Annotated in this window: 27 protein-coding genes and 1 tRNA gene; 6 read left to right on the top strand and 22 right to left on the bottom strand. The window is 57.6% G+C overall.

The genetic code is table 11. The annotated features are described in order from the left end of the window. Positions 1–7: 7 nt before the first annotated feature. A complete protein-coding gene (gene mutL / locus HWY05_RS25210; RefSeq protein WP_176059983.1) occupies positions 8–2,086 on the bottom strand; it encodes a DNA mismatch repair endonuclease MutL in 2,079 nt (692 codons plus the stop codon). Between the two features lie 211 nt (positions 2,087–2,297). Here mutL and HWY05_RS25205 point away from each other — a divergent pair, with 211 nt between their 5' ends. Beyond that, entirely contained in the window at positions 2,298–2,969 is a 672-nt protein-coding gene (locus HWY05_RS25205; protein WP_176059982.1) for a VTT domain-containing protein, read from the top strand. 172 nt (positions 2,970–3,141) lie between these two features. On the opposite strand, the gene HWY05_RS25200 is transcribed toward HWY05_RS25205, so the two are convergent. From HWY05_RS25200 to HWY05_RS25185, 4 genes are all read right to left on the bottom strand, one after another. Further along, a complete protein-coding gene (locus HWY05_RS25200) occupies positions 3,142–3,954 on the bottom strand; it encodes a mechanosensitive ion channel family protein (protein WP_035553228.1) in 813 nt (270 codons plus the stop codon). Between the two features lie 282 nt (positions 3,955–4,236). Further along, positions 4,237–4,644, bottom strand: a complete 408-nt coding sequence (locus HWY05_RS25195; RefSeq protein ID WP_347880811.1) for a hypothetical protein — start codon at positions 4,642–4,644, stop codon at positions 4,237–4,239. A 167-nt stretch (positions 4,645–4,811) separates the two neighbouring features. After that, positions 4,812–5,480, bottom strand: a complete 669-nt coding sequence (locus tag HWY05_RS25190; protein WP_176059981.1) for a hypothetical protein — start codon at positions 5,478–5,480, stop codon at positions 4,812–4,814. Between the two features lie 264 nt (positions 5,481–5,744). Further along, entirely contained in the window at positions 5,745–6,389 is a 645-nt protein-coding gene (locus HWY05_RS25185) for a hypothetical protein (RefSeq protein WP_176059980.1), read from the bottom strand. Positions 6,390–6,823: 434 nt separating this feature from the next. Here HWY05_RS25185 and trfA point away from each other — a divergent pair, with 434 nt between their 5' ends. Then, entirely contained in the window at positions 6,824–7,867 is a 1,044-nt protein-coding gene (gene trfA / locus HWY05_RS25180) for a plasmid replication initiator TrfA (protein WP_176059979.1), read from the top strand. 1,004 nt (positions 7,868–8,871) lie between these two features. Continuing rightward, positions 8,872–9,591 carry a site-specific integrase gene (locus tag HWY05_RS25175; protein WP_176059978.1) on the top strand — a complete coding sequence of 240 codons (720 nt, stop codon included), beginning with the start codon at positions 8,872–8,874 and terminating at the stop codon, positions 9,589–9,591. 171 nt (positions 9,592–9,762) lie between these two features. Here the strand turns inward: HWY05_RS25175 and HWY05_RS25170 are convergent, their stop codons facing one another. Genes HWY05_RS25170 through HWY05_RS25150 form a run of 5 tightly spaced genes read right to left on the bottom strand, consistent with a single transcriptional unit; the run spans position 9,763 to position 14,917 of the window. Continuing rightward, entirely contained in the window at positions 9,763–10,236 is a 474-nt protein-coding gene (locus HWY05_RS25170) for a nucleoside 2-deoxyribosyltransferase (RefSeq protein WP_176059977.1), read from the bottom strand. Then, positions 10,233–11,894, bottom strand: coding sequence for an SIR2 family protein (locus tag HWY05_RS25165; RefSeq protein ID WP_176059976.1), 1,662 nt, complete (start codon positions 11,892–11,894; stop codon positions 10,233–10,235). Before HWY05_RS25165 ends, HWY05_RS25170 begins: the two co-directional genes overlap by 4 nt. A gap of 2 nt (positions 11,895–11,896) precedes the next feature. Continuing rightward, positions 11,897–13,102: a DUF6884 domain-containing protein gene (locus tag HWY05_RS25160; protein WP_176059975.1), complete on the bottom strand. Its 1,206-nt coding sequence runs from the start codon at positions 13,100–13,102 to the stop codon at positions 11,897–11,899. Positions 13,103–13,119: 17 nt separating this feature from the next. Continuing rightward, positions 13,120–14,262: an XRE family transcriptional regulator gene (locus HWY05_RS25155; RefSeq protein ID WP_176059974.1), complete on the bottom strand. Its 1,143-nt coding sequence runs from the start codon at positions 14,260–14,262 to the stop codon at positions 13,120–13,122. Then, entirely contained in the window at positions 14,216–14,917 is a 702-nt protein-coding gene (locus tag HWY05_RS25150; protein WP_176059973.1) for a hypothetical protein, read from the bottom strand. The genes HWY05_RS25155 and HWY05_RS25150 overlap by 47 nt, the downstream gene beginning before the upstream one ends. 154 nt (positions 14,918–15,071) lie before the next feature. On the opposite strand from HWY05_RS25150, the gene HWY05_RS25145 reads away from it, so the two are divergent. Beyond that, on the top strand, positions 15,072–15,533 hold the full coding sequence (locus tag HWY05_RS25145) for a TrbI/VirB10 family protein (protein ID WP_176059972.1): 462 nt from the start codon (positions 15,072–15,074) through the stop codon (positions 15,531–15,533). Positions 15,534–15,821: 288 nt separating this feature from the next. On the opposite strand, the gene HWY05_RS25140 is transcribed toward HWY05_RS25145, so the two are convergent. The 3 genes from HWY05_RS25140 to HWY05_RS25130 all read right to left on the bottom strand — a co-directional run bounded on the left by HWY05_RS25140 (position 15,822) and on the right by HWY05_RS25130 (position 16,661). Beyond that, positions 15,822–16,085: a hypothetical protein gene (locus HWY05_RS25140; RefSeq protein ID WP_176059971.1), complete on the bottom strand. Its 264-nt coding sequence runs from the start codon at positions 16,083–16,085 to the stop codon at positions 15,822–15,824. Positions 16,086–16,239: 154 nt separating this feature from the next. Next, on the bottom strand, positions 16,240–16,398 hold the full coding sequence (locus HWY05_RS25135) for a hypothetical protein (RefSeq protein WP_176059970.1): 159 nt from the start codon (positions 16,396–16,398) through the stop codon (positions 16,240–16,242). A gap of 11 nt (positions 16,399–16,409) precedes the next feature. Next, complete coding sequence (locus tag HWY05_RS25130; protein WP_176059969.1) at positions 16,410–16,661, bottom strand: hypothetical protein; 252 nt, start codon at positions 16,659–16,661, stop codon at positions 16,410–16,412. Between the two features lie 593 nt (positions 16,662–17,254). Between HWY05_RS25130 and HWY05_RS25125 the strand changes: the two genes are divergently transcribed. Continuing rightward, the gene (locus HWY05_RS25125; RefSeq protein ID WP_176059968.1) at positions 17,255–17,473 is read left to right on the top strand and encodes a hypothetical protein; all 219 of its coding nucleotides are present in this window, start codon (positions 17,255–17,257) and stop codon (positions 17,471–17,473) included. A 28-nt stretch (positions 17,474–17,501) separates the two neighbouring features. Further along, entirely contained in the window at positions 17,502–17,762 is a 261-nt protein-coding gene (locus HWY05_RS25120; RefSeq protein WP_176059967.1) for a hypothetical protein, read from the top strand. A gap of 40 nt (positions 17,763–17,802) precedes the next feature. Here HWY05_RS25120 and HWY05_RS25115 read toward each other — a convergent pair whose 3' ends face one another. The 9 genes from HWY05_RS25115 to pal form a co-directional block, all read right to left on the bottom strand. After that, complete coding sequence (locus tag HWY05_RS25115; RefSeq protein WP_176059966.1) at positions 17,803–20,010, bottom strand: DotA/TraY family protein; 2,208 nt, start codon at positions 20,008–20,010, stop codon at positions 17,803–17,805. 12 nt (positions 20,011–20,022) lie between these two features. After that, a complete protein-coding gene (locus HWY05_RS25110) occupies positions 20,023–20,481 on the bottom strand; it encodes a hypothetical protein (RefSeq protein WP_244146690.1) in 459 nt (152 codons plus the stop codon). 56 nt (positions 20,482–20,537) lie between these two features. After that, the gene (locus tag HWY05_RS25105; protein ID WP_176059964.1) at positions 20,538–20,843 is read right to left on the bottom strand and encodes a hypothetical protein; all 306 of its coding nucleotides are present in this window, start codon (positions 20,841–20,843) and stop codon (positions 20,538–20,540) included. 4 nt (positions 20,844–20,847) lie between these two features. Beyond that, positions 20,848–22,056: a conjugal transfer protein TraW gene (gene traW, locus HWY05_RS25100; protein ID WP_176059963.1), complete on the bottom strand. Its 1,209-nt coding sequence runs from the start codon at positions 22,054–22,056 to the stop codon at positions 20,848–20,850. A gap of 312 nt (positions 22,057–22,368) precedes the next feature. After that, positions 22,369–22,575, bottom strand: a complete 207-nt coding sequence (locus HWY05_RS25095; protein WP_176059962.1) for a hypothetical protein — start codon at positions 22,573–22,575, stop codon at positions 22,369–22,371. 85 nt (positions 22,576–22,660) lie between these two features. Continuing rightward, positions 22,661–23,743, bottom strand: coding sequence for a site-specific integrase (locus HWY05_RS25090; protein WP_176059961.1), 1,083 nt, complete (start codon positions 23,741–23,743; stop codon positions 22,661–22,663). A 134-nt stretch (positions 23,744–23,877) separates the two neighbouring features. After that, a tRNA-Lys gene (locus tag HWY05_RS25085) sits at positions 23,878–23,953 on the bottom strand. A gap of 199 nt (positions 23,954–24,152) precedes the next feature. Further along, positions 24,153–24,902: a tol-pal system protein YbgF gene (gene ybgF / locus HWY05_RS25080; protein ID WP_176060046.1), complete on the bottom strand. Its 750-nt coding sequence runs from the start codon at positions 24,900–24,902 to the stop codon at positions 24,153–24,155. Between the two features lie 19 nt (positions 24,903–24,921). Further along, on the bottom strand, positions 24,922–25,431 hold the full coding sequence (gene pal / locus HWY05_RS25075) for a peptidoglycan-associated lipoprotein Pal (protein ID WP_035552920.1): 510 nt from the start codon (positions 25,429–25,431) through the stop codon (positions 24,922–24,924). Between the last annotated feature and the right edge of the window lie 9 nt (positions 25,432–25,440).

Genomic DNA, 25,440 nt, shown 5'->3' with positions numbered 1-25,440 from the left:
CGCACGATCATTGCCCGCGCATGAACAGCCGATCGAGATCGGACAGCGTCAACTGATACCACGTAGGACGCCCGTGATTGCACTGATCGGCGCGCTCGGTCGCCTCCATCTGACGCAGTAGCGCGTTCATTTCGTCGAGCGTGAGACGCCGGTTCGCGCGCACCGCGTGATGGCACGCCAGCGTGCCGAGCAGTTCGTGCTGACGCTCGGTCAATACGCGTGAGCCGCCGAACGCGTGCAGATCGGACAGCACCGCACGCGCTAGCGCCGGCAGGTCGGCGTCTTTCAGCAGCGCGGGAACGGCGCGGATCGCCAGCGTGGTCGGCGATAGCACGGCGAGGTCGAAGCCGAGGGCGTCGAGCGTGTCGCGCTCTTCTTCGACGGTGCCGATTTCGATCGGATCGGCCTGCATGCTCTGCGGAATCAGCAGCGGTTGCACGGAGATCGAGCGGTCGGCCAGCGCGTTCTTGAACTGCTCGTACAGAATGCGTTCGTGGGCGGCGTGCATGTCGACGATCACCAGCCCGTGCGCGTTCTGCGCCAGCACGTAGATGCCGTGAATCTGGCCGAGCGCGAAGCCGAGCGGTTGTTCGTCGGCCGCGTTGAAACCGGGCGATGTGTACGCCGACGTGTTGTACGGCGACGGTGCGTCAGTGGCTGAGTCGCGCGCTTCGAAGAGCGTGGCGCCTTCGGTCGTGCCGGCGTTGGGGTCTTTGCGGCCGAACAGGGCGTCGTAGAACGCGAGCGGTTGTGCGACCGGCAATGTGCCTTGCGTCATGCGCGCCTGGCGCATCCATGTGTTGCCGGACTGGAGGGGACCGAAGCCGCTGCTGCCGTTGCCGCCGCTGGCAAAACCGCCAACGCCGGCGCTCGCACCTGCGCCGAAACCGCCACCAGCAAAACTGCCGCCATTCCCAAACCCCGCACCGCCGAGCGGCGTCGCGCCGAACGAAGCCGGGCCGCCCACAGCCGGCTCCAGGTGCGCCGCGTGCCCACCCGCCGTGGTTTCCGGCGACGCCCCCGCGTGCCGCGCCAGCGAACGTTGCACGGCATGAAACACGAACTGGTGGATCGAGCGCGAATCGCGAAACCGCACTTCGATCTTGGACGGATGCACGTTCACGTCGACCGCTTCAGGCGGCAAATCGAGAAACAGCACGTACGACGGATAGCGGTCGCCATGCAGCACGTCTTCATAAGCGGCGCGCACGGCGTGCGTGAGTAGCTTGTCGCGCACGAAGCGGCCATTCACGAAGAAATACTGCTGATCCGCGCGCCCGCGGCTCGCGGTCGGCAGCCCCGCGCAACCGTAGACGGCCAGCGGTCCGGCGGATTCGTCGAGCGGCAGATGAGCGGTCGCAAACGTCTCGCCGAGAATCTTCGCGACCCGCGCAGGCGGTTCGGTGGCATTCCAGTGCTCGACGGCCTTGCCGTTATGCAGCACCGAAATCGCGACGTCCGGCCGCGCCAATGCCGCACGGCGAATCTGCTCCAGGCAGTGGCCGAGTTCGGTCTGCTCGCTTTTCAGGAATTTGCGGCGCGCGGGCGTGTTGAAGTACAGCTCGCGGACTTCGATCGTGGTGCCCTGGGTGCCGGCGGCGGGGCTCAGCACGCCGGTTTGCGCGTCGACGCGCACGGCATGCGGCGCGTCGGCGGTGCGGCTCGTGATCGACATTTGCGCGACCGATGCGATCGAAGCCAGCGCCTCGCCGCGGAACCCGAGCGTGCCGACCGCTTCGAGTTCGGCGAGCGAGCGGATCTTGCTGGTCGCGTGGCGCATCAGCGCAAGCGCGAGTTCGTTCTCGGGAATGCCGCAGCCGTCGTCGGTGATCGAGATGCGTTTGACGCCGCCTTCGTCGAGTAGAATGCGCAGCGTTTGCGCACCCGCGTCAAGGGCATTTTCCAGCAACTCCTTGACCACCGAGGCCGGCCGTTCGACCACTTCGCCGGCGGCGATCTGGCTGATCAGCTGATCGGGAAGGGGCAGGATCGCGCGCAACGGGCGCGGGGCGGGCGCGGCGGCGGCAATGCCAGCCGTGGTGGCCGCAGCGGCGGCGCCGTCAGGCGTTTCGGAGATTTCGGACATGGCGAAATTATAGCGATTCGACGCGGCGAGCCCCAGGCGCGCTGAAGTCCCGGAGTTTTTTAATCGACGCCGGGCACTTTCGGTATCATGACGCGGTCAATTTCCGGCGGTAGGCTCGTGCCGGGCATCATCGCCTGCGGGGTTGCCCGCACGGTCGCACGGCCTCACGCCGCGCTCATATTCGCTTGATACGTTTAGTAAAGGACGCTTCTTGGATACGCTGCTACATTTCGTCGATCTGGTCTTGCACATCGACAAATTCCTTGGACAGTTCATTCACATGTACGGCGCGTGGGTCTACGCCGTGTTGTTCCTGATCGTGTTCTGTGAAACGGGCCTGGTCGTTCTGCCGTTTCTGCCGGGCGATTCGTTGCTGTTTATCGGCGGTGCGTTCTGCGCGACCGGCGAGATGAATCTCGGTCTGCTGATCGTGCTGCTGCTGGTCGCGGCGGTGGGCGGCAATACGCTCAACTATCTGATCGGGCGGGCCATCGGACCGCGCGTGTTCAATTCGCACATACCTCTGCTCGAGCGTTTTCTCGATCGCAGCGCGCTGCAGAAAACCCATAACTTCTACGAGAAGCACGGCGGCAAGACGATCGTGCTGGCGCGTTTCATTCCGGTCGTGCGAACTTTCGCGCCGTTCGTTGCGGGCGCATCGGAAATGACGGTCAGCCGGTTTCAGTTCTTCAACGTGGCCGGTGCGTTGTTCTGGGTGCTGTTGCTCGTGTTGCTCGGCTACTTCTTCGGCAACATCGGTTTCGTCCGCCAGTATCTGAATGTGATCGTGCTGGTGGGTATCGGCGCGGCTGTGGTGCCGGTCGTGCTCGGTGCGCTGTGGAAGATGTTTCGTAGGAACGGGGCCAAGGCGGGTAGCCGCTGAGATCCGTCGCGCGCTTGTATCAGCGCATGAAGAAACGGCGTCGCGAATCGATTCGCGACGCCGTTTTTGTTTGTGCTTTTGAATCCAGCGGATGCGTTGCCCAGGTTGCCGGGCAGCGCGTAGAACGCTTCGGCCTGATGGTCGGCGCTGTCGTCCTTATGCGCCCGATCGATCAGGTCACCGCGCGCGGCGCGAGCGGCGTTTCCGGCGTCGGATAGCCGGCCTCCTTGAACGTCTGGATGATCGCGCGATTGGTGTCGAAATAGACCTGCCAGTAATTGGCATTGTTTGTATAGGGCCGCACGCACAACAATGGGCCTTCCGGCGTAAAGCTCAGTACTTCGATGTCCGGCGCGGGGCTCTCGACAACGTTCGGAATCTGCGTGATGGCGGCCTTCAGGCGATTCATCGCGTCGGTCGGATCGACGCCGTTGGCGATCTTCGCCGTCAACTCGACGCGCCGTACCGGCAGCACACTGTAGTTCGAGATCGTGGCGGAAAAGATCGTGTTGTTGCCGACGATGGTCGTCACGTTGTCCGGCGTCACGATGGTCGTGCCGAACAGGCCCAATTCCGACACCGTGCCGGTCACGCCGCCTGCGGTAACGAAATCGCCGACCTTGAATGGCCGTAGCACCTGCATGAACACGCCCGCCGCGAAGTGCGCGAGCAAGCCGCCCCACGCAGTGCCGATCGCGAGGCCGAGGCCGGCGAGCAGGGCAGCGAACGACGTGGTCTGCACGCCGAACACCTGCAGGATCGCGAGGATCAGCAGCAGGTTCAGCAGTGCGCCGAGAATCGAGGCGAGGTAATGCGCGAGCGTGGGGTCGACCTTGCCGTTGCGCGCCAGCACTTTGCGCAGCAGGCCGGTGATCAGGCCGATGAGCCAGCGTCCGACGATCCACAGGACGATCGCGCCGAGGACCTTGGTGCCGAGGTCGATGCCTCGGGTCATGATGAACACGCGTACGGTTTCGAGATCCAAGATGTTCCTCGTTGGGTAGGTTGCCTTCTACTGATTGAACGGCTGTGGCGCAATACAGCGGCAAGTGCCCGGCGACGGGCGCGAACGGTAACACGCGGTCTTCGGAAGTTATAGGTGACGGCGCGCGCATCCGCAAGGACCGTTCCAGGTGTGTCTGCGACGTCTATGCCTGGTGGTTGGCGGAGAACAACGGAGATTCTGGCGGTTGCGTGTGAGGACGCGGCAGGCGGCAGGTGACACCTTAGCGGTGCGTCGACGCGATGGCGCCGGTGCTGCGCTGAATTACATCGGCAGATGCGATTCCGAATACGGCGAGGTGCGTATCACGAGTGTCTTGCCCGCGCGAGTTCTCCTGGGGCGTGTGCGGCACGCTACGTAGTGCCACGCGAATGCGGCAAGCACGGCAAGCCCATATGCGCCGACGCGCTTGAAAAACGCCGTGGGCGTGCAGAACGGGGCGTACCGGTTCGGTGCATCGGCGAACACCAGAAAGGTCAATACGGTGTCGAGCAGCAACGCGGCTAACTCCAACGCGACAAAGACGCGGGCACCATTGAGCGCAGCGCCTGGCGTGAGGCGGTTATACGCGCGGCAAGCAATCAGTACGATTGCCAGCAGCGCAAAGTTCGAGAGGATACCGAACAGAAAATTGGACATGTCGACGGAATGAAGGCGCAGGGTTTGCGGCATTGCCGAAGCTTTTGCTATCGGGTTTCTCAGCGTGTTTTGCTGGACCGGCGGCGATCATTGCACGTCTTTACGTCTCAATAAATAATCAGATTCAGGCTTGGTTTTGTTCTGTCAGTGGCGTTGACGTTGCGTGTGGGAAAGTGCCGGGTTCCGGTTCCGGTGTTTAATCAAAAGTGGTACGAGACACCGATCTGCAGCGTCGGATACCACCGGTAGGACGAGGCCTTATCCCGGAGTTGCTGTAAGCCGGTTGCGGCAATTTCCTGGCTCATCGTCGGCCCCGCGGCCTGGGCGAGTGCCGGCGACAGCGTGTACGAAGACCGCGGTAAGCCATAAGCGACGCCTACGTCGACGACCAGGCCGAACCCCTTGGCTGCCGGACGCAAACCATAGCCCACGCCCAGGTACGGCATGACTGTCGGGTACTTCACGGTGGCCGTCGCGTATTCGCCCGGAAAGGCTTGCGAGGTCTTGCCTTTGAAGGTGTAGGTCCCGTTGGTGGGAACGGAATTGCCGCTGACCTCGTCGTCCGTGAAGCGAAGACCGGCGGTGATGCGAAAGCCACTGCTCGTCCACGGAAACAGATCCCCATAGATGCCGCCCTGGCGAAGACGCACACCGTCGTCGTAGCGATTGCCGCCCACTGTGAAGTTGTGTGAGAAGTTGATCGCGTTGAAGTCCGCATGCATGCCGAACCACGACGTCACATTCAGCGCCGCGCCGATACCCACGCCGAGCGTACCGCCCTCGAGGAAGACTTCCTGAGCGTGCGCCGTTCCGATTGAGATCGTTAAACCTGTCAAAACTACTACCCAGATTACTTTTGGAGTTTTCATGGGCGCCCCCCTGGGCGGTTGGGCCGCGGGTCTTGTGCCCGGCAGCCCTGTCTGGTGGTCTTTTTTCGAGCGCTCTACTGGCGTCGTGAAATGATCATGCGAGCGGGGGACTCGCGCCGTCTGTGAGGTGGCGAACTATTCGGGGGAATGAATGCGGAGGGCGGCGAAACGGCGCGCTAAAAAGAAAAGGGCTTGCACGCTGACGCGTGCAAGCCCTTGAATCTTTTGGTAGGCCGTACGGGATTCGAACCTGTGACCAACGGATTAAAAGCCGGAACCGTTGCGAACCAACTTGCTTAAGATTACGTCCAGCCACTCGTCATTGCAAGGACTTTGATTGCTGGCCGCTGCTGAATCTTGCTGGGCATCACACTGCCATTCCGGCAATTTTCCGGCAGCATGTTTGCCACGTGACTGCCCCGCTGGTGGGTCGCATCGCGGCCGCAATGGTGTGCCATCAGCCGTCACCTGGACGAACGGCCAATCCGGTTCCGACATTTTCCGTCGCAGTTCCCTTGACGTTACGCCCGGGGCCGCGTCAGCCAGCTTGATCAATCTGAGCGGCGGGGCCTTGTCAGAATACCGCTCCACCTCGCAGTGACTTTCGTCATCCCACGTGTGCTCGTAAAAGCGATCGAAGGACGGATCAAACTCTGCGACTTGGATCGCGCGTGCGTCGCGTCCGACCCATGCCGCGAGCCTGTTCTCAACACGCTGAAGACCTGCCAGGCTAGGCGCCGTCTCTCCTCGCAAGTACTCACTCAAGAGTTGTCCGAGCGGGTTGCCGTGGAGTCCGAGCTTTTCCTCGATGACGACTCTGGAGATGCCTCGGACATGTCCGAACTCGACGGCCTCTTCAGCCAATGCCTGCGCTGCAATGCGTCGCTGTTGGGTTAGGTCTGTTTTCATGTTCGCGCTAAGTTGGCAAAAATTCGCCTTAGACGGGCCGTGTTCACGGGAGAAAGATACAGCAAATTTCCCGTGACTACAGGTGCTCGCATGGACTTTCGTATTCTGTTCGCGAAGATGGACGCAGCCGCGTTAATCGACTCTCGCGAGCTTGCGCTCCTCATCTGCACATCGGAGCGGAACATCACGGTGATGAAGTGCCGTGGGCAGTTGCCAGCTACTGCATTCCCCGATCGGAAGCTGAATAGGTGGCGGGTCGGTACTGTTCGCAACTGGTTGCTTGGCGGTGACGCAGGTAGATCCGAAGCATCGGACGACCCGATTAACAGCGGTCGCGTTCCCGCTCTGCCGACCGATATCGTCCGCGCTGACAACGTTCGTCGGATAGGTCGCCCTCGGAAGAGCGTTGAAAGCACCACTTGATTCATCTACCGATGCGCGATTTGATCTTGCTTGATGACCTTGGCGAATGTGGCGAGGAACAACCGTCTACCGTCACGAGCGCGTCCGACACCAACGATCGCTCGCACTCGACGAGGCGTCATCGGTCAGCCGTTGGCTCGATGCGATGTGAGGGCGACATAATTCTTTCCCGATTTCCCGACGTCGTGCATAAATCGAATGCGCAAATTGCGCGGGAGCGTGAGAAGGCGTCGAAGATTGACGCGGTAACAGCCTTTGCCGATGCGGCCCGACAGTCAATGCTTCCGTTCTGGCCCGCGACGTGCCGGGCGCTGCCGAACGAGATATTTCGGTCGGCACTATTCAACGCTCGCAACCGAAGCCTGAAACGCGAGTACCTGAGACAGTACGAGATATACGTGATCGGTGAGGGTCGAGTGACCTATACCGGCGAAGAACTCAGGCAAGACGATGAGACTGTTTGGCTTCAGTTGATCCAGATTGCGAAGTTGCAGCCGCTTGGTGACACTGTGCAGTTCACCGCGCGTTCGTTTCTCTTGGCGATTGGATGGCCGGTCAAAAGCCAAAGCTATACGCGTCTGCGCGATTGTCTAACTCGGATGCAGGCGACGTCGCTGCAGGTGATAGCTAAGCGCCTGGACGGTAGCGATGACGGCAAGGCCGTGTCTATGGTTCCGGTATTCGAGTGGCGCGATCCGCGCACTGGCACAGCGCTCAAGCGATACCAGGTGAAGTTGGCGTCGCAATTAGTAGAGCTCTACGGAGCAAAAGGCCAATTCACGCGGGTTGAGTGGGAACAGCGACTCGATCTGCCCGACGGACTCGCGACCTGGTTACATGGTTACTTCGCCAGCCATGAGATCCCGTTTCCGATCAAGCTTGAGACGATCAAGGCGGGGGCTGGGCTGACAACTACCAAACATAAGCATCTGCGTGAACTTGTCAAAATCGCGTTGGACGAACTCAAACGGGTCAAATTTTTGAAAGACTGGTCTCTCGAGCCGAACGGTCTCGTGAAGGTGGAACGCTTCAACAGGGATCTGATCAGCGGATGATTTCGCAGTATGACCTTTGCCCGACCCGGGTATGACCTTTGGCCGACTGGGTATGACTTTTAGCCGACCGGAGTGTGACCTTTGAGCGGCGGGAACATGACCTTTGCCCGACCAGCGTTTTTCTTAACCCCTTGTGGATAGGGGCTGGGCGGCCGATCTCCAATGATGCTAACCGTTTACTAACCCTTCTTTAACTGTAAACCGTCGCCGCGGTGTGGAAAACGTCCACAAAACTCTTCATTGGGTTCGCCCGTCTCGTTATGAAAAAGAACAAATGCGCGCCTGCGGCGCGCGATCAACCGCTGCCGAAACACCGCCCGTTCATGATCGCCCAGCCGGATCGCCCGCCTTCGGCGGGCCGCCGCTCTCCCCGCGTCCATGACGCGGGTCCCCGTGCGACTCGATCCGGGCGCGACGGCGCGCGCAATGGAGCGTTGGTGATCGACGACTTTAGCTTGCAGAGAAGGGGGCATTGGTCGATTGACATTCTCTCTGGGGCAAGCCGCATCGCGGCGCGTCAGGCCGCAGGCAATGCTCGCGGGAAGCCGGTGGTCGGGTGCGGGACGCCGGCCAGCGAGCCGGCGCTGTCCACGCCCCAGCGGGGTGGGCAGCGCAGCCGTCCACGGGCGGGCGCGGAATCAACGATCACCCCGGTACATCAGCGGTTCTCGGGCCGCAACCTCACACGGTCGAAACCAGATCAAGGCAGTCTTCAATTCCATGTTCGTTTCCAGCGGAAGGGCGATTTCCTCTGTGCCGAAATCAAGTCGGACTCTTGTCCGAAAGTCATGTCGGACAAGAGGGGGCTTGGCGGTTTTCGGGTGCAACTCAGACATGCAAAGGCATGGCGAGTTGTGCCCGGAAATTGCCAAGCCCACACCCCTCAGGGGTCGAGGCGCGAAGTGACTCGGGGTGGTTTTCAGCAGATTTCCAACTGTCCAGAAATCGCGCCCCACGAGTCACCAAGCCACCTCGCAATCTAGTTCAATACGGAGTCGAAGCGAATGGGGAAAACTAAAAAGTCGGCACTCAAATCGCTGCCACCTACTTGGCGTGACGACATGTGGGAACGGGCATCTCAACTCGACTGGCGACAATCGCGGCCACAGTTGCTGCCGGCGATGGCTTTATTGTGGCTGACGGGATGTCGTCCGAGCGAGATTCAAAACGGAGTGTCCGTTGCTTGGCGTGACAACCTTCTCGTGCTTGAAATCGCGGGGGCAAAATGTGTTGATGCTGGGCAGCGTGAGCGAGGGCAGCCGCGTCGCCGCTACGCATTCAGAACGGGGGCGAACGATGAGGCCACGATTTCAGCGCTGGGCATCCTGCGGTTATGCGCAATGAATGCCGCGACGACAACTGGCGTTGCCCGATGTGTGATTGCGCACGATGCTGACTACCTCTACAACAGTGTGGTCGAACTTGGGAGGAGAGTGTTCCCAAAAATGAGGACACGAGTCAGCCCGTATTGTTTCCGGCATCAACTGGCATCGGACCTCAAGAGTGATCCTGACCTATCGCTGGAAGAGGCAGCCAAAATCATGGGACACCTGAGCGACTATTCGATCGGGAAATACGGCCGTGCGGTACATGGGGGAAAGGGCGGTCGAATCAACGCGTTGGCCGTTGAAGCGTCGCGGCCCGTTAAGCATTCGCCAAAGGTTGATCGGCTCGCGCGGTTCAAGATCGCCAGCGCCAAACGACGTGGCCAGAAGCCGGCTTGATCACGGACGTTGCGGAGCACGGGACCACCGATGCGTCGTCAATGCGTCGAACGTGCATTGTTTGAGAAGAGGCTTGCTTCTCTCGATATTCAATGCGTCGTTGATGCGTCTTTGACGACGCATCTGTCAGCAAGTGCGGCCTTGTCACCTCGGTCGCACGTAGGCGAAGGGCTAGGAGCTATGCCCGCGTTGAGGCTGGCGTTGTAGAAAGTTATATTCCTTGGCCCAGCTGGTAACCTCATGCAATGCGGTAAACGTGGTGTCGAGGGCTCCGTCAATCATTGGATTGTTTCCGAAGCTGGATAGCCGTCTGAAATCGGTTTGGAAGCCGATACATGGTTTCCCTAGCGAATAAGCAACCCCAAGCTCAAAGGCTGCGCCTTCGTCGATTGATCGTCCGTCAAGGACAATGAAAAGGACGTCGCATTGCCTTACCGCATTAAGATCGTTCTTAAATACTATTTTCTTTGCGTGGTCAAAACTATGGCCCACTTTCAGAAGATCTGGCATCAATGCCCCGTCCTCTTGGGGTAGGTAAACGCTAAAATATAAATTTAGCGTTTGTTTCAAATAGGAGTTAAATGATCTCTCGGCGTCACTGAAGAGTGGCCCTGCCAAATATAGATTTGGTTTCTGCACATTCATGACTCATACCCCTTTTTTTCAATTTCTTCAAGCCGCCGTTGTAGGTTTGCCTCTTCATAAGGCTTGCGAAAAATAATATCTGCAACTTCCCTTACGACTTCGGTAACGGTCTTGCCTACAGTATCAATTATAGTGAAGCCTTCCTTTGGAGACAGGCGATCATAAATATGAAGTAACTCAGATTGTTGTTGATTTAATTTTTCAGCAGACTGGATTTTACTTAACGAAACGGCACGCTGGGCCATTACCTCTGGGTCGCCTCTTAAGAAAATAACATGACCCGCAGCAAGCTCCCTTTTCTTAAAAGTACCGGGAGATACTGCAGCGACTAACCGTTTAGCTTTCTCTGACCATCCATCTGGCGGAGTGAAAGCGAATGCATCCAATGGTGCGCGATCAATTACATGTATTCCATGCCCACTTGTTTGCAAAAGTTTTAGATTTTTTTTTGCAACTTGTGAAGCAACCCATTCGTCAATCGCGGCAGTCTCCTCCGGGGTCAGCAAGTCAGCAGCTTTCTCCATTCCCGGAGCGCGCTCTTCTGTCCACTCGTCCTGAGTTAGCATGCTTCGGAAGTGCGAGACGGTTGTGCTTTTCCCTGCGCCAACGGAGCCAACAACAAAGAATCTAAATGACTGGTGCTTTATATGCTCCTCGGCAAATCCGGAAAAATCGTCGTCGCTCGCTGAGATCAATTGCGCCAGTGCACTTATTTCCTCTGCCGTGAGGTTTAGTGTGATTAAATTAAATACTTCAAAATTGGCTGCCGCCTGGGCTTGATCGCACTCCGCTACCTGTTCGGTCGGATCGCTAACGAAATTGATGTAGTAATGAAAGTGACCGGGGAAAGAATTCGCCGTGGCTCGCAACAGATGTTTTAGTGTCGGATCATCTAATGACAATCCAGTTAATAAACATGTCGTTTGTGAAAAATGTGTCGCCAAGGACGCGTAATGGCCAGCCATACTGTCAATCAATTGATCTGCAAACGAGTCTTCTGCAAAAACCAAATGGTCGCTGGGGCGTTCACTTACTTGCGATGGTAGGTAGCCATTCGGATGGTAAATCACACCCCCGTTTTTCGGATGCAGTTGTACGTTTCCGCTCCAAAAGGTACGGGAGCCCTTGGAAACTGCTTCTGGTGGCTGCACGCTTTTTAGAAGTCGCTCGAGGACATCATCAAAATTATAGGTAACGGTAAGCGGCATTTTGCTCATAATCGGAGCAAAGGAAAGCAAATATCTGTCTTTTTTGAGTATCTCTTCGATGGAAGAAGGAACGTCTTGATAGAGGCAGTCACGCACAATTTTGCGCCACCCGGCTCTGATCTTCATTTCGAGCATACGGCTTGTATCCGCCGCATTGTTGACATCCAGCTGCTTTGTTCTCTTATAGCGTTGAAATAGCTGTTGTGCTAACAGCGTGCTATTGTTTTCGTTTTTCTTGAAAATTTCTTGGCCAGTCACGTCCACATGGTGTGCTATGCGCTTTAACAATTCCTTCCAGATCGGGAAGCCGAGGTCCCGTCCAATCCCGGCACCAAAAACTAAACCGAACTGTTCGCGCTTAAATTGCTCGCGCATGTGAACTATTTCACGAGGATAGCGTTCGAGAACTCGCTGGGAGACTGTATTCCTCAGTTCATTTTTCGCATTCATATTTACGAGTCGAAAAGGGTTTTTTGGCCGATTAATCCGTGTTGCATAGTGGCTCGCCAGTTCTCGGGGGAAATGCTATTTGGCGAAACATTTCCAGTTATCGCTCTTTCCACTAGTTCATCAAGTACATCCAAAAAACGATCGTCATAGCGGTCATTGACGTAATTTACGTTCCATAATCCACTTTCCCTGATCGACCGCATTTTACTAGCATTTCCTAACCATTCATTGCCGGGGGTGCTGGTAGTACCTTGGCCGCTCAATAATGCTATCGAATTTCTCTCAATATATGAGCGATCGCTGTCTGGGCCAGGTAGGTCTAGTATAGGTAGCGTAAGAACGTGAAGCTCGCGAATATAATCTGAAACCTCGTGTTCAAGCCATTTTTCTGTCTCCCGCGTTTCTTTTGATGCGGTTTCCCCAATTCCCCAACTGTCTTGAGAAAATTTGCGTGACGAAAGGATCGCATGCCCAACGTGTAATCGAAATATGGATGAGCGATGGCTGCCGCCTCTGTCGTCAGTTCCGCGATGTGCCTTAAGTCTTTGCCAAAGTGTTGATTTTGAACCCTCACTAACAGCATGCGTACCAATCCGGACAACCCTTGAGTTCTTCATGGTTGGGAAGCGTCTTAATTCAGTTGGATCTAGAAAAAAATATAGCCCACGGGAAGATACGGATTTACTTTCAAAATCCGAAAAACGCAGATATCCACTGTTAGCGTTCGAAAGCTTATCGATTAACTTAAAGAAACGATCTTGATCTGCCACCATCTCTGCGTTCTGGACCAATCGTCCGAGTGCCTGAAGTTGCTTGCCGATAGGAAGTCCAACTAGCGGTGCGCTGACATCGAATTTTTTTTGGCTGAGCATTGGTTCAATATCGTCGCGATAATATTCGCCAGCCAGAATTATGATCGGTTGATCTTTGTGGATATGTTTATCCAACGATTCTACGACCCCAATCGCCCAAGTCCGACGCTGGGCACGAGACATATTTTTTAACGTAACGTCGTAGGGCGCGATGATTTCGTTTGGATCAAGAAGACCATGTTTCGCAGACAGGATAAACCATTTTTCCCCGTAAATTTCTGCAAATTGCCGTGATTTATCGAACAGGTCAGACAAATAGAGATCCTTCGCTTCTATCGAAAGGCTCCGCTTTTTTGCTACGCATGAAACCAAGATCACTGGTTTATTTTTATTCATATCTTTGCGCATTTCGATCATTTTTGTGATGGCAGAATGCCCGCAGCCGGGGTATGGGTTCTATTGTTTTTAATTACCAACCTTAGCCCGCTTTGCGGCTGCAGGTCATATAGTCGAGCCAATTCATCGAAATGCAAGTGGAGTGCGGCCGCAAGGTCGTCTTGCGAATAGCTGAGAGTGTTCGTGAGGTTGTCAATCAGGCCCTTCATAACGGAAGGCTGCTCCGCTGGGAAATCCAAGGCCGGCGGTTCCTGAGTTCGATAACCCCGGCTCGACATCTGTCGCCAAAGCCATTGTGATTTATTGCTGTCGATCCGATGCAGCGAGGTCGCGCGGACGATCAAGGCGGCCATCGACACCCTCCAGAACGGTTTCATATAGGCCGTTTTTTCCAACGTCAGATTGCCAAGGTACGGCCCAATGTCGTCGGCTGGCATGAGCAACTCGGACGCGAACTGATCTGCTTCCTCTTCCATACTCGGGGTCGGATAGTCGTGCATCACAAGGTGTCCGAGTTCATGCGCGAGTGAGAAGCGCTGCCTATCGGCCGGTCGATTTTTGTTTAAAAAAATCAACGGGGGAAGCCCGGCGACGCGGTAGCTAATGCCGTCCACGCCAGCGTCTGCCATTTCACAGAAGGCGACAATGCATCCTGCTCTTTCTGCATACTCGACCAAGTTACTAACGGGGCCGGTCGGCATGTACCAGGCGCGACGAACATTGCGTGCTATCTGTGCCGCGTCCCCGTTGAAATCATCAAGGTCATAGTGCGGGAACGGCAATTCCGGTGCTATATCAGCGCTTTCCAGTAAAGTTCTGACATGGCCAATGCGGACATTGACCTCGGCGATCAATTTGTCGATCACCTTTTGTCCTGTCGCCGCCCGCTTCCTAAACATTGGGTGCGCGCTCAGCGGCGCGCCGTATACACGCTCCGTACGGCAAAAGAAAGAAACCGGGCAATCCAGCGCGGCGCCCAATTTCTCTATTACATCGTCCGTAGCCGGCCGAAGTCCCTGTTCAAGCTTTGAGAGTGTTCCTTGCGCAATTCCGGCTCGCTCAGCGAGTTGGATTTGTCCGAGCCCGAGCATCCGCCTGCGCAGTGAAACAAGCTCAGGTCGGAATGTCTCCGCCAGCGGCTGTCCTGTCTTGAGTTCCATCTTTCTGTGATCCATCTGTTTTCGGCTTGATAACGCGTTCGGCAACTGCCACTCCGTCCATTGTCGGGGACGGGGCAAACGGCATTACCGTTTGCGTGTCGGTGCCCGACTCGCCATGCACGTCGATTTTCCAAAGGATCTGCTTCTTGTGTCGCTGCACCAGTACGATTTGCTCGATCTCGGTTTCGTCTTTCGAGAGCACATACAGCAGTTCCAATCTGGCAATCCCGCCGAAAAGATCCTGAATCTGATCGTGGAACGCCAGAGCGGCCTGCGTCGGATAGTTGCGAGACAGAAGCGACCCTTCTGCCTTCTTCATGCGGATAAAAATTCGCTCGTCGATCAGCACCCCGTCCCAATTGCGCAATGTTTCGACGCGCGCGGCAGGGTGCCGGTCGAATTTCACCTTGGCGTGTGAGATCAATTGATTCCACATCAGGTTTGCACGCACGCGTTTGTGCTGCATCCGCGACGCGACTGGACTGGCGAGCCAGTCATTCCACGCCGAAGTATAGATGTGCTGGAAATCAGCGAAATAAGGGAGTACTACCTTGCGCACTTCTTCTTCGGCGATGAAAGGCATAGCAACACTCACTCGGATGACATGGCTGCCATGATAGCGGCCAACTACAAAACGAACAACAAAATATTCCAAAAATTATTCCGAGCATGCCGGAGGTTATTGGGTCGCGCGTGTTCAATGACGTTTCCGGACGGAGGAGGGTGCTTGGGCGCCCGCTGTGTCGCTGCTATCATGCCGATGGATTCGTCATACGTTAACATCAAGCTCATTTATCGAGGAAAGAACAATGGTTCAGAAACGGCTCTTGGCATGCACTGCAATGCTCCTATTGTTCGGCTACGCGCAAGCGCAAGTACCAAAGGTGCTGCAGCAAGAAGAGCCCGTGATTCTGAAGGCAACGAAGCCTCAGCCGTACGAAGTGGCGTCCGGGACGATCATCCAAGTGGCGTTAAACACTGCAGATCCGGCCCCTGGAGGAGTAGTCATCGGTATGGTGAGCACGAACGTTTACGATTATTTCGAAAACGTGGTCATCCCGGCTGGAAGCAAACTCATCGGCAAGGAAGTCAAGCAGGTCAACGATCGACACGAGGTTCTGTGGGACCAGTTGCAAATTCAGGGTGCGACGTTCCGGCTGGACCCTCCAATCGAGGCAACTATGCCGGACGGCTCGACTGGCGTTTCAAGGTTCGCGCTCGGAGCCCACGCCGGGGCGATTGTTAGCCATTCCTTCATTGTTCCTCATTGAGACAGATGATGCTGTGACGCTGGGTATGGCACTCCGCGTCAGGTTCGACTTGAAAATCACACCGGAGCCCGTCATCCACCTAGCGGGGAAGCGACTAAGTGCCCGGTGCGCATGATCCCAAGCCCATGCACAATCGCCCTCGTCATCAATGACAGGGCAGACCGAATCGCGACGTGTTGCACGAAACGCGTCCTTCCACGGCGTCGGAACATCGCGCAGTCGCATATAACTCGGGCAGCCGTCGCGTTCGATTACGGGCACTTGGCGCAGCAGGGCAGGGCGCTCCGCTCATCTTTCATCGTGGCGGCTGTCTGAGATGTCGGCGCCAGGCGGCGTAATTCGCAGCCAAGCCCCCAACGTCTCTTTAACACACTCCTGGCACAGATCGATGCCGATCTCACAGCCGTCGCCAAAAATCGATTCGAAGCCACGCCGGTACGCGATCGACAGTTTTTCGTGCCAATCGGGATCGTCGGGCGTCATGTGCCGCTGGCAGCGATCGCACGTGCAGGCGGCAACCTCCTGCACAGTCCTATCCTGATATTCGAGCATGCACGGCATCTCCCTTGTATAGCCGTCTTGTCACCAGTGCGTGTACTTCACACACGCCAGCGCGAACGCCGTGCCAACGTACCCCCTGATGAGTTCGACTTTCATTCTATTGAGCTTGCGGGTCAGCTTCGCATCGACCGCCGCCGGACCTGCCTTAGACGCAGGGCATGTCATTACGAGAAGAATCCGTGTTGTCGAGCGCCTGCATGGCGGCGTCGAGCTTGCGGCGTTCGGATCGGGAAAATACGGCGCGCGCGAGCCACACAGCCGCCCCTATGGCAGTCGCCAAGCCGATCAATTTGCGTTCGATCATGGGCGCCCCTATCACTTGTCGGTATCGCACGCGCGTTCCCACCGATCGGGCGGCACGTTGGTATGCAATCCGAGCTGCTTCGCTGTCTCGATGGGAAGACGCACCACCACGTCAGCGCCGCCTTGTTCGCGCGTGTGCAGTTCCACGCTGACGCCTCGCAGTTCCAGATAGACAACGCCTGCCTCGAACACTTCTTCGTAGAAGTGCCAGGACGGTTCACCAGCCTCGGATTGATGATATGCGAGAGTCGCCTTGGTGCTCATAGGAAAGCCTGCATGGTCGGGGTACAGCAGTCAGTGTAGCTGGCCGGCAGCGGCCGTGTGTGCCATCACCCCCTGATGGGTCTGACGCGCACGCGTTCATGCGGTCGATCGGTCGCGAAAGGCATAGTAGTTCGCCCGTGAGGTCATAAGCGGCCATCGGAGGCGCAAAAGTGCTGCCAGTGTGACGGAATAGTGCGGCGGTACCGGTTGGGTGGCTTCCGCCGCCGAGATAGCCTCATGGTACCGCTGGCGATAGTCGGCCTAGGCTCGGAGATGGCGCATCGTCCGAAGGGCTCCAATGAGGCAAAATTCCGTCCCATCCTGCGCCGCGCTTGAGGTTATTTGGTCGCGCCTGTGTCGGCCCGGCCATGATTTCATGCTTTCGAGGTTCCGGTGCGTCGGCGTATCCTTGGAGGTACGGAATGCAGCCAGGAGAGCAACATGCCTGATTCGAGACTGGGCAGGTACATCATCAGCAAGGAATTTTTCGATCGTGCGGCCGAGGTTGTCGAGGATGCCGTGTGCGAACTGGAAAGGCGGGGATTTACACCGACGTACGACCGGTCGGAACAGGACAAGAAGGAGAAGCCGTCATGCCAGCCGACAAACTAGGCCGCTACATGACCAGCCCTGAATTTTTGAAGCGAGCCAAAGCAGCCGTCGCGGACGCCGTGCACAAACTGGAAGCGAAGGGTATCCAACCAGCCTACGTTGACCGGCGAGCTGGTCGAATTGTTGGTGGTAAGGATGACGAGGATCGCGGAAAAGGCCCTTGCGAGGGTGAAGCGGTTCCCGATATGTTGAAAAAATAGAATCAGGTGTATCCGAGGGAGCAAAAGAATGAGCGATAACGGGGCAGCGCTTGGCAGGGCATTCGCCGCCGAGCAGACCGCAGCAGACTGGAAGGCTTATGCGAAAAAGCTCGAGCAACAACTGTTGGCTGCGGAAGCGAACCTCGCGGGTAACAAGGCGCTGAAGGACGCGGCTCTGCACGAACTGGCAAAGGTCGATCCAGCGAATTACCTGATGGTGCAACAGAATCGTCAACGAGTGTACGACAAGGATTTTGACGCCTTCATAGCGTCGATCCGCGCCGCGTAGCATGTATTCAAAAGAAGCCCGTCGCGCAGACGGGCTTCCGCTACACGCGTTCGCGGGAGATGCGACCAGCGTCTTTGGGGTCGGTCGGAGCGCCACTGCCCCCCAGCATCGTAGGCGCTTGACTGCGGGCAACGTTGGCCCCTTGATTGAGGCCCGCGCCGAAGTTCTTGTCCGCCTTATCTGGCATGTCTCGGCCGACAGCACCTGTCATCTGGCCGCCGATCCATGCAAATACCTGATCGGGTATCACATGGATAAGCGAGAAAGCGCCGTTGACGAGCGACAGGCACATGCTCACGTACAGCACGATGAAACCGATGATGCTAACCAGCCCGGTTGTCGAGTCGAACTGCGCGTTCGCCAGCGCGACCCCGAACATCGTGTTGAGTAGCGTGCCGAGCACGACAACACCGGCTCCACCAAAAACGAAGCCGAAAATCATGAACACAGGCCGAAACATGACGTTGAGCAGGAAGATGTAGCCGTGCGTGGTGCGCTGGCCCATGCCTTCGCCCTCGCCGTCGAGGTGAGCGAAGGCCCATAACGGCGACGCGACAAGGCTTTCGCAGACTACAGCAAACCAGCCGACAAGGCCCCCAAACCACACCATGAACGGCAGCATCGGAATGTAGATCGACAGCGTTGCGCCGAAGAAAAACAACGTGATAACAAGCATCACGATGAACGGGCCAAGCGCCTTCATCAAGCCGCTGCCCATACCGCCGACCAACCCTGAGATTCCGCCTGTCACGACCTCTGCGGCCTTGCCAATCAAACTGTCTTTCGCACCCAAGGCGGCCTGTACACCAGCATATCCACCGAGTGCCGTCCAGCCTGCATCGAGGATATAGTCGCCGAGGTTCTTCATGCCGATCAGCGGATTGGTCGATCCGGCCGGCCCTTGCCCCGAGTTAAGGTTAACCGCCCACTTCACCAGACCTTGCGCGTTGAAGATCTTCCCGATGATGCTCTTCGGGTCGGTACCGGTGATACCCGTCGCGAGGTTATCGAGTGCGCCTTGTGTCGTGGTGACCGATGCATCCTGTTGAAGCTGCTGGCTATAGACGGCGCTGACCTTACGGTATAGCGTCGGGTATGGCATGTTGTCCCCGCCCGTGCCAGGAACGGCGGCGGCCGTCGCGCCCGCGAGGCTGCTGAGTTGCGAGTTTGCCTGCGCGAAAGTCTGATACCACGAACCCATCATGAGCCAGCCATCGCGTTGCAGGTTCGACTGGATGACGCTTGCCAGTCCGTTGATGGCGCTCGATGAGTTCGAGATTGCCTGCGTTATCGTGGCCTGGTATTGCAGTGCCGCCTGGTTGATGGTGCTCCCAGGGTCGGTGGGCTGAGTCTGCCCGTTGATGGCGGAGACGTAGGTTTGTGCTGCGGCGAACAAGGTGGACTGCATCACGGTCAGCGCATTTTGGTGCGCGGTGAGCATCCGCGAGTACGCCGCGTTCGGATCGACCGAATAGACTGCCATGCCATCGTATGACGGTATCGACGGTGGGGCTGTGAGGTCAATTTCCGCTCCGCCACACGAAAGGCCAAGCTGATTCATCATCACGACCTTTGTGCCGGTCTGAATCGGGCTGAACCTTTCGGCGGGATCGACCGACACGCCGGTATCGTTCGGCATGTTCGCGATCGCAGTGTTTGCGGATTGCGCACACAGGTTCGCTTCGAACAGTGCTTTCGCCAGAGTCGTTGCCGGTGGTGCAGCCGGCGTAGCGATCATCGAGCCGCCCGTGTTCAGAAAGCTAACGGCGGCGGCCATAGTGAGATTTGCGATGCCGACGCCGATCATGGTTCCCCACAACATCACCATCTGTACGCCGCTGAAGCCGCCGAAGGCAGGCAGTAGCCCTGTAAAGCCGGCTCCCATTCGAATGACGAACCACGGAGACGACTTCTTCTGACCCATGAATTCGCCGTCCTGTCCCGTTGCGATGAGTGCCGTTGTGCCCTGATACATGGCCCATATCACCCCCACCGCGAGCACGCACGAATTCAGCACGAGAAACATCTGCGCGATCATGCCACTCGCCCCACTGCCGGCGGCCAGCGGGTTGTGTACTACCGGACCAAACATTGTCTCGAGGATCGACATCGACTTGTCGCCGCTTCGGTTCGCCGCGTTCTGGATATCGCCGATGGACACAGATTGTTGCTGCGCAAACGACGTTGCTGTTGCCAGCAAGAGCGATGTCGCTACCATTGCCCGCTTGAGCTTATCGAGATTCTTCATCGACACACCTTGCTAGAAGCGTGGATTGAACAGGCGCAACACAGCATCTCGCGAGCGAAAGAAATCGCGGAGACTGCCGAGCGGCGCGTCGGGCTGTTGCGGGCCGGTCTCCAGTTGCCATAGCTGCCACTCGTACTTGACCGCAAACAGCATCGGCAGACCGATGCCGAGGATGCCGTTCACCACGGCGAAAATGTCCCCGCCGAACACCCCCCAAATGACATACAAGCCACATAACGTGACGAAGGCGAGGCACATGCGTTTCTTGTTGAGGCAGTCTTGCGCGATCCGCTTCAGCGGCAGTGCGTCGGACGGCCGTCGCGCTAGCGCTTCGCGATAGCTTCTGACATGGCGGGTTGTCGGCTTTTGCCGATCCAGTTCTTGGGTCAGATCGTGCAACGTTTTCACACCGCTACCCGCCGTGTCCTTGACGGACTTGAAGGCACGGTAGACCGGGTAGAACGGGATCATGTACAGGCTCGCACGAGCAATGCGACGGCCGATGCCGGGTTTCTTCGATTCGATACTCATCGTGAAATCTCCTTCTCGACCGCGTTTTCGAGATTCGTGTAAGCGTGTTTCAGGAGAAACCACCAGAAAAAAACAACCCATGCGACGGCCACGCCAACGCCGAGCCAGTTGAGTGGGTCATCGTGACTTTGCTCCCACCAGATCGCCGCGAACAGGAAGCAATGCACCAGAAAAAGAAACTGGACGATCAGGCATGCGTCTTTGAACTGTTCGTGACTCAATCCCCCGCGTGCACGGCGACGGCGCACGACGTGCGGCAAACCGGCTAATACCCGCAATACGTGGTTGATGTTTCTCGACATGGCATCACCTCGCGTTGGTCGCGCGCACGCGCTGAAGTTGCGCCTCGATCGCGGTGCGATCGGTTCCGCGCTGGTTGGCCGAGAGCAGTTGGCCGAGCAGGACATTCGTTTGCCGCTGCAATTCAACATGTTCATGGGTCTGTTCGGCCAGGAACGCCGTTGAAAAGAGCAGTTCACGCAGGAGCTTCGTCGGGTCGGCCACGGCCCCGAATTCGATTTGCCAGTACGGGTTGCGCCAGCGGCGGCCCGCTTCGAAGTCTTCCAGTTCGGCGAGGCTCATCGTGCCCGTGCTCTTCGCGACGCTCGATGCGGTCGCGTTGAAATACTGCGCCGCGGCGTCTGACTGCTTGAGGTCCTGGATCAGTTGGGCGCTGCTGGCAAAGGGCATCCGTGACGCAATCAGGTCATTCATTGGCTTCATCGCGGACGACATGTTGGCTTGGTGCGCCTTCTGCATCGCGATGTACATCTTTCCCGTTTCAGTGCTGGCCTCTGCCCTCGTGATGTTTTCGGGCGGCTGCGGATCGATCGACATACGCGCGTAGGCGCGAGCGGCTTCGGTCTGCTGCGGCGTGAACGTCAGATCGACGCCTTTCCCCGGCATGCCTGCGCCGATAAAGACAGAATCCACGTCCGCATCGCCGTCGGGCATCGTGGACGCCTTGCAGCCGGCGTAGCCCAGTTTCAGTTCGAGGGCGCTGCAATAGTTGTCGTTGTGGATACTCGCCGAGGCTCGACGCGATGCCTCAATCGAGGGGGCCGGCGAGTTAAGTGCATTGTCCAGCACCGGAGAGCCGACATGCGAGCCACCAGGGCGCAGGAGGGACGACTTTGACGCCGCATCGCGAACAGCCTGCAGCGCATAGTTGCTGGAGGACGTTGCGCAGGGATCAATGGGCAACTCTGTTTCGCGAGCAACCTGATCCATTTCCTGTTGCCGCTGCACTTCGAGCGCCATTTCGCGCTGCGTGTTGGACGCCTGAACGACGCTGTCGGACATCTTCGAGCCGACGCTGGCAATGTCGGTATCGATCTCGTTCAGGAGCGTGGACAGCGATGAACCGAGAGAGGCGATCGCTGTTTGAATTGTCACTTGCGCCTCCGTGATTGCGGCGACGACGCACCCGTCACATATGGCGAAGGCACTGCTGCTGACGGGGAGCAGCGCAGCGCCGGCGAGCGCGGCACTCAATCTGATCTTGGTGATCTTCACAGTGGCATCCTTATTGGCAAGTCGATGCGAGACGTACCGCGAGCGGGCCCGGAACGAACAGTTGAAGGAGCCGTACCTTCCGGTCGAGGGCCTTTCCTTCGGCGAGGTACTGCCGGACCGTGGTCTGGTGGAATGTGGAGACACCGTTTACGCAGATACACTCAGTGACGGTTGTGTCGTAGTAGCGCTCCCAAGCGGCGAGGGTGTTCGCGTCGGCGTTGGTTTCAACGCCAAGTGGATCGTTAGCGGACTGCGCGACGGCAGATGCAGACAGCACTGCAAACAAGACGGAGGCAACAGGCGCTCGCACGATCACGCTCCCGAATACACCGCAGCGCGGCGTTGGTCATACAGTCCCCAAAGGTAACCGCGTAACTCGCTTCCCGGCTTCGCTTCGCGAATCAACTCCTCGATCCGGTTCAGCGGCATCAGGAACGGGTCTTCGCACTGGAAAACGAGCAGTAAGGCTGAGTCCACCGGCAAGGTGGAGAGTGGGTGGTGCAAAATGGCGTTAGCCATGCAAACCTCCAATCAGGTTGGGCAGGGTCAGGCGTGTCGGCCGGTGCCAGCCGGTCGGCGCGCCGCTTTACGACATGCAGCGTCGCTATCCGAGCTTTTCCAGCAAGCTTTCAGGTTTCAGGTGGGTATATCGTTTGAGCATTTGCATGCTCCGGTGGCCGGTTATCGAAGCGACTTCCATCGGGTGCAAGCCTTTCTCGAACAGACGTGACGCCGCTTCATGGCGAAGGTCGTGCCAGCGAAGCTCCTTTATTTCTGGCTTCAACTCGGCTGCTTTCACGAGGCATCTTTTCCAAACGCACAGCACGGCGTTAGCGGTCGTACCGAAAACTCGACCTCGTAATTGGCTCGGGTTGACGTCGACGGGTCCGAAGTGGAGACGCTTGTCGAGAAAGCGAGTATTGCCCTCGGCGATGGCCGAGAGGTTCCGAAGCACCGCGACTGCCCGAAGGGAAAGGGGAAGGACATGTGGGACGCCCTTGTTTTCTGTTCCGCGAGCTTCCGGCGGAAAGGTGATGAGGCGGGCTTTAACATCCACCCATTCCCATTTGAGGGCGAACAAAGTCCCTTGCCGCAAACTGGTTTCGATCGCCAATTCATATGCTGGCGCGACCCAAGGGTTATGGCTTGATGAGAGGAGGGTATGCAGCGTTTCGAATTCGCCAGGCCGTAGGCGCCTGTCACGTGCACGACTGCCGGACGGCTTTCGAATGTTCTTGAGCGGGTTTGGAAGACCTTCGAATCCCCACTCCTTTCGAGCTATCTCGAACAGGTGGCTGACCAATTGGAGTTCTAGCCGGATCGTGTTTTCGGCTCTACCGGCGTCGCGTCGTGTATCCCGATACCGGGCGAAATCTACGCCTCGAAGGTTGGCGAGCGTGCGGTGAGCGAGATCATCGTGAAGCCAGCGCGAGATGCGATGGTTCTCTTGGCGTTGGTAGCGCTTTGTGGGAACGATCTCGCGCTGGTAGCGGAGCAACGCTTCGCGCAGCGTTGTCCGTTCGGCAGCGGTCCGATCCACATACGCGCCGCAATCTATCTCGGACTCGATTCGTCGAGCCCACTGCTGCGCCTGTTGGCGGGTGTCAAAAGTACGGTAGACGGGTTTGTGACCCTTGCGGCGAACCTCGGCCCGCCAAAAGGCCCCGCGCTGTGCGATGAATGCCATTCTGCAATCCCAAAACGTTGTTTATCGTCTTGGTTCGCATAATTGCGTTCCGGCAGAATTCCGGCAAAGGCATATTTTTGCCCGCGAGGGGCAAAGAAAAAGGGCTTGCCTTGACGGCAAGCCCTTGAATCTTTTGGTAGGCCGTACGGGATTCGAACCTGTGACCAACGGATTAAAAGTCCGCTGCTCTACCAGCTGAGCTAACGACCCAAAAGAGAAGCGAGATTATAGCGATAGCCTTGGCGGGCTGTCAACCCGTAGTGACCCATTCGGCTACCGCTACTTCACTCAGATAGTGAAAAGCCCGGGTATCGCTACCCGGGCTTTCCAGCGAGAGGCGCGCGTGACTATGACGTCGGACACTGCGCGTTACTGCCTGCGATTACTACCTGCAACACAACCATCAGAACTACTTGATCTGCGACAGCTTGCTCTGAGCCGACTGAGCGACGTCCGAGCCGCTGTATTGCGCCACGATCTGCTCCAGCGTCTTCTTGGCCGCAGCCTTCTGACCTTGCTCGAGCTGATTGTTCGCAATCGCCATCAGTGAATCCGGCGCACGCGGATGCTGCGGGTAGTTCTTCACCACACCCTGCCAGGTCGCCGTCGAACCCTTGTAGTCGCGCAATGCATACAGCGCGTTGCCGAGCCAGTACTGCGCGGTCGGCTGGTAAGGACTGTTCGGATACTTGGAGATGAAAGTGCGGAACGACGCCGCCGCATTCTTGAAATCGCCACTACGGAACTGCTGCGAAGCCGCGTTGAACGAATCGGTTTCACCCGGCTGAACCTCACCCTGGACGCCGTCCACCGTCTGTTGCTGCGGCTCGAATTTCTTCAGCCGCGTGTCCAGATCGGTGTAGTAGTCCTTCTGCTGTTTTTGCAGCGTGGTGAGCTGGTTGCCCATGTCCTCGTTCTGTCCACGCAGCGTAGCGACCTGCTGGTTGAGCTGGTCGAGACGGTTGGACTGATCGAGGATCGTACGCTGTGCGGCCGACAACTGGCTCGACAGGCTATCGGTCTTCGAACGCAGATCGAGAATGGCCTGACGGGCCTGATCGTCGTCGAAGATGCCCGCATGCGCGGGCACCGTCACGAAGGCGGTGCCTGCGACACAGGCCGCTGCGGCAAACCGCAGCCAGGAGAAACGATGCGTCATTCGGCTCATCACCCGTTACTTACTGTTGGTACACGAGGTCGGCGCGGCGGTTTTGTGCCCACGACGATTCGTCATGACCCGTAGCTTGCGGCTTTTCCTTGCCCAGGCTCACGGCTTCCATTTGCGAGTCCGTCACGCCCATCAACGACAGCGAACGGCGCACAGCTTCAGCACGCTTCTGGCCGAGTGCCAGGTTGTACTCGCTCGTGCCGCGTTCGTCGGTGTTGCCCTGGATCAGGACGTGACGTTGCGGATGGCTCTTCAGGTATTGCGCGTGTTGTTGCAGCAGCGATTGGTAGTCGTCTTTGACCGAGTAGCTGTCGAAGTCGAAGTAAATGCTGCGTTTGGCCAGCGGGCTGTTCGGATCGTTCAGCGGATCGACGTTGACCTGTGCGACATCGGTCGGGTTCGGCTGCGTCGAGACTGCACCACCCTTGTTAGCGTTTTCGTCGAGCTTGACGCCCGAGTGACACGCGGCCAGTGCACCGACCATCAATACGGCAAAGGCGAAACGAAGTTTGGACATCATTTGGTTACT

This window comes from Paraburkholderia sp. BCC1876 (assembly GCF_902833695.1).
Taxonomy (GTDB): domain Bacteria; phylum Pseudomonadota; class Gammaproteobacteria; order Burkholderiales; family Burkholderiaceae; genus Paraburkholderia.
The sequence above is the reverse complement of the archived record's forward strand: the minus strand, read 5'-3'. Positions and strand labels throughout refer to the sequence as shown.

Excerpts from the sequence above, each read along its gene's own strand:
- HWY05_RS25120 (WP_176059967.1), top strand. The coding sequence starts at position 17,502 with ATGAGCGATAACGGGGCAGCGCTTGGCAGGGCATTCGCCGCCGAGCAG.
- HWY05_RS25195 (WP_347880811.1), bottom strand. The coding sequence starts at position 4,644 with ATGCCGCAAACCCTGCGCCTTCATTCCGTCGACATGTCCAATTTTCTG.
- mutL (WP_176059983.1), bottom strand. The coding sequence starts at position 2,086 with ATGTCCGAAATCTCCGAAACGCCTGACGGCGCCGCCGCTGCGGCCACC.
- HWY05_RS25185 (WP_176059980.1), bottom strand. The coding sequence starts at position 6,389 with ATGAAAACAGACCTAACCCAACAGCGACGCATTGCAGCGCAGGCATTG.
- HWY05_RS25090 (WP_176059961.1), bottom strand. The coding sequence starts at position 23,743 with ATGGCATTCATCGCACAGCGCGGGGCCTTTTGGCGGGCCGAGGTTCGC.
- HWY05_RS25140 (WP_176059971.1), bottom strand. The coding sequence starts at position 16,085 with ATGCTCGAATATCAGGATAGGACTGTGCAGGAGGTTGCCGCCTGCACG.
- HWY05_RS25135 (WP_176059970.1), bottom strand. The coding sequence starts at position 16,398 with ATGATCGAACGCAAATTGATCGGCTTGGCGACTGCCATAGGGGCGGCT.
- HWY05_RS25130 (WP_176059969.1), bottom strand. The coding sequence starts at position 16,661 with ATGAGCACCAAGGCGACTCTCGCATATCATCAATCCGAGGCTGGTGAA.
- HWY05_RS25095 (WP_176059962.1), bottom strand. The coding sequence starts at position 22,575 with ATGGCTAACGCCATTTTGCACCACCCACTCTCCACCTTGCCGGTGGAC.
- HWY05_RS25190 (WP_176059981.1), bottom strand. The coding sequence starts at position 5,480 with ATGAAAACTCCAAAAGTAATCTGGGTAGTAGTTTTGACAGGTTTAACG.
- trfA (WP_176059979.1), top strand. The coding sequence starts at position 6,824 with ATGCGCGATTTGATCTTGCTTGATGACCTTGGCGAATGTGGCGAGGAA.
- ybgF (WP_176060046.1), bottom strand. The coding sequence starts at position 24,902 with ATGACGCATCGTTTCTCCTGGCTGCGGTTTGCCGCAGCGGCCTGTGTC.
- HWY05_RS25110 (WP_244146690.1), bottom strand. The coding sequence starts at position 20,481 with ATGATCCCGTTCTACCCGGTCTACCGTGCCTTCAAGTCCGTCAAGGAC.
- HWY05_RS25165 (WP_176059976.1), bottom strand. The coding sequence starts at position 11,894 with ATGAATGCGAAAAATGAACTGAGGAATACAGTCTCCCAGCGAGTTCTC.
- HWY05_RS25160 (WP_176059975.1), bottom strand. The coding sequence starts at position 13,102 with ATGAATAAAAATAAACCAGTGATCTTGGTTTCATGCGTAGCAAAAAAG.
- HWY05_RS25125 (WP_176059968.1), top strand. The coding sequence starts at position 17,255 with ATGCCAGCCGACAAACTAGGCCGCTACATGACCAGCCCTGAATTTTTG.
- pal (WP_035552920.1), bottom strand. The coding sequence starts at position 25,431 with ATGATGTCCAAACTTCGTTTCGCCTTTGCCGTATTGATGGTCGGTGCA.
- HWY05_RS25115 (WP_176059966.1), bottom strand. The coding sequence starts at position 20,010 with ATGAAGAATCTCGATAAGCTCAAGCGGGCAATGGTAGCGACATCGCTC.
- HWY05_RS25145 (WP_176059972.1), top strand. The coding sequence starts at position 15,072 with ATGGTTCAGAAACGGCTCTTGGCATGCACTGCAATGCTCCTATTGTTC.
- HWY05_RS25175 (WP_176059978.1), top strand. The coding sequence starts at position 8,872 with ATGGGGAAAACTAAAAAGTCGGCACTCAAATCGCTGCCACCTACTTGG.
- HWY05_RS25105 (WP_176059964.1), bottom strand. The coding sequence starts at position 20,843 with ATGTCGAGAAACATCAACCACGTATTGCGGGTATTAGCCGGTTTGCCG.
- HWY05_RS25170 (WP_176059977.1), bottom strand. The coding sequence starts at position 10,236 with ATGAATGTGCAGAAACCAAATCTATATTTGGCAGGGCCACTCTTCAGT.
- HWY05_RS25155 (WP_176059974.1), bottom strand. The coding sequence starts at position 14,262 with ATGGAACTCAAGACAGGACAGCCGCTGGCGGAGACATTCCGACCTGAG.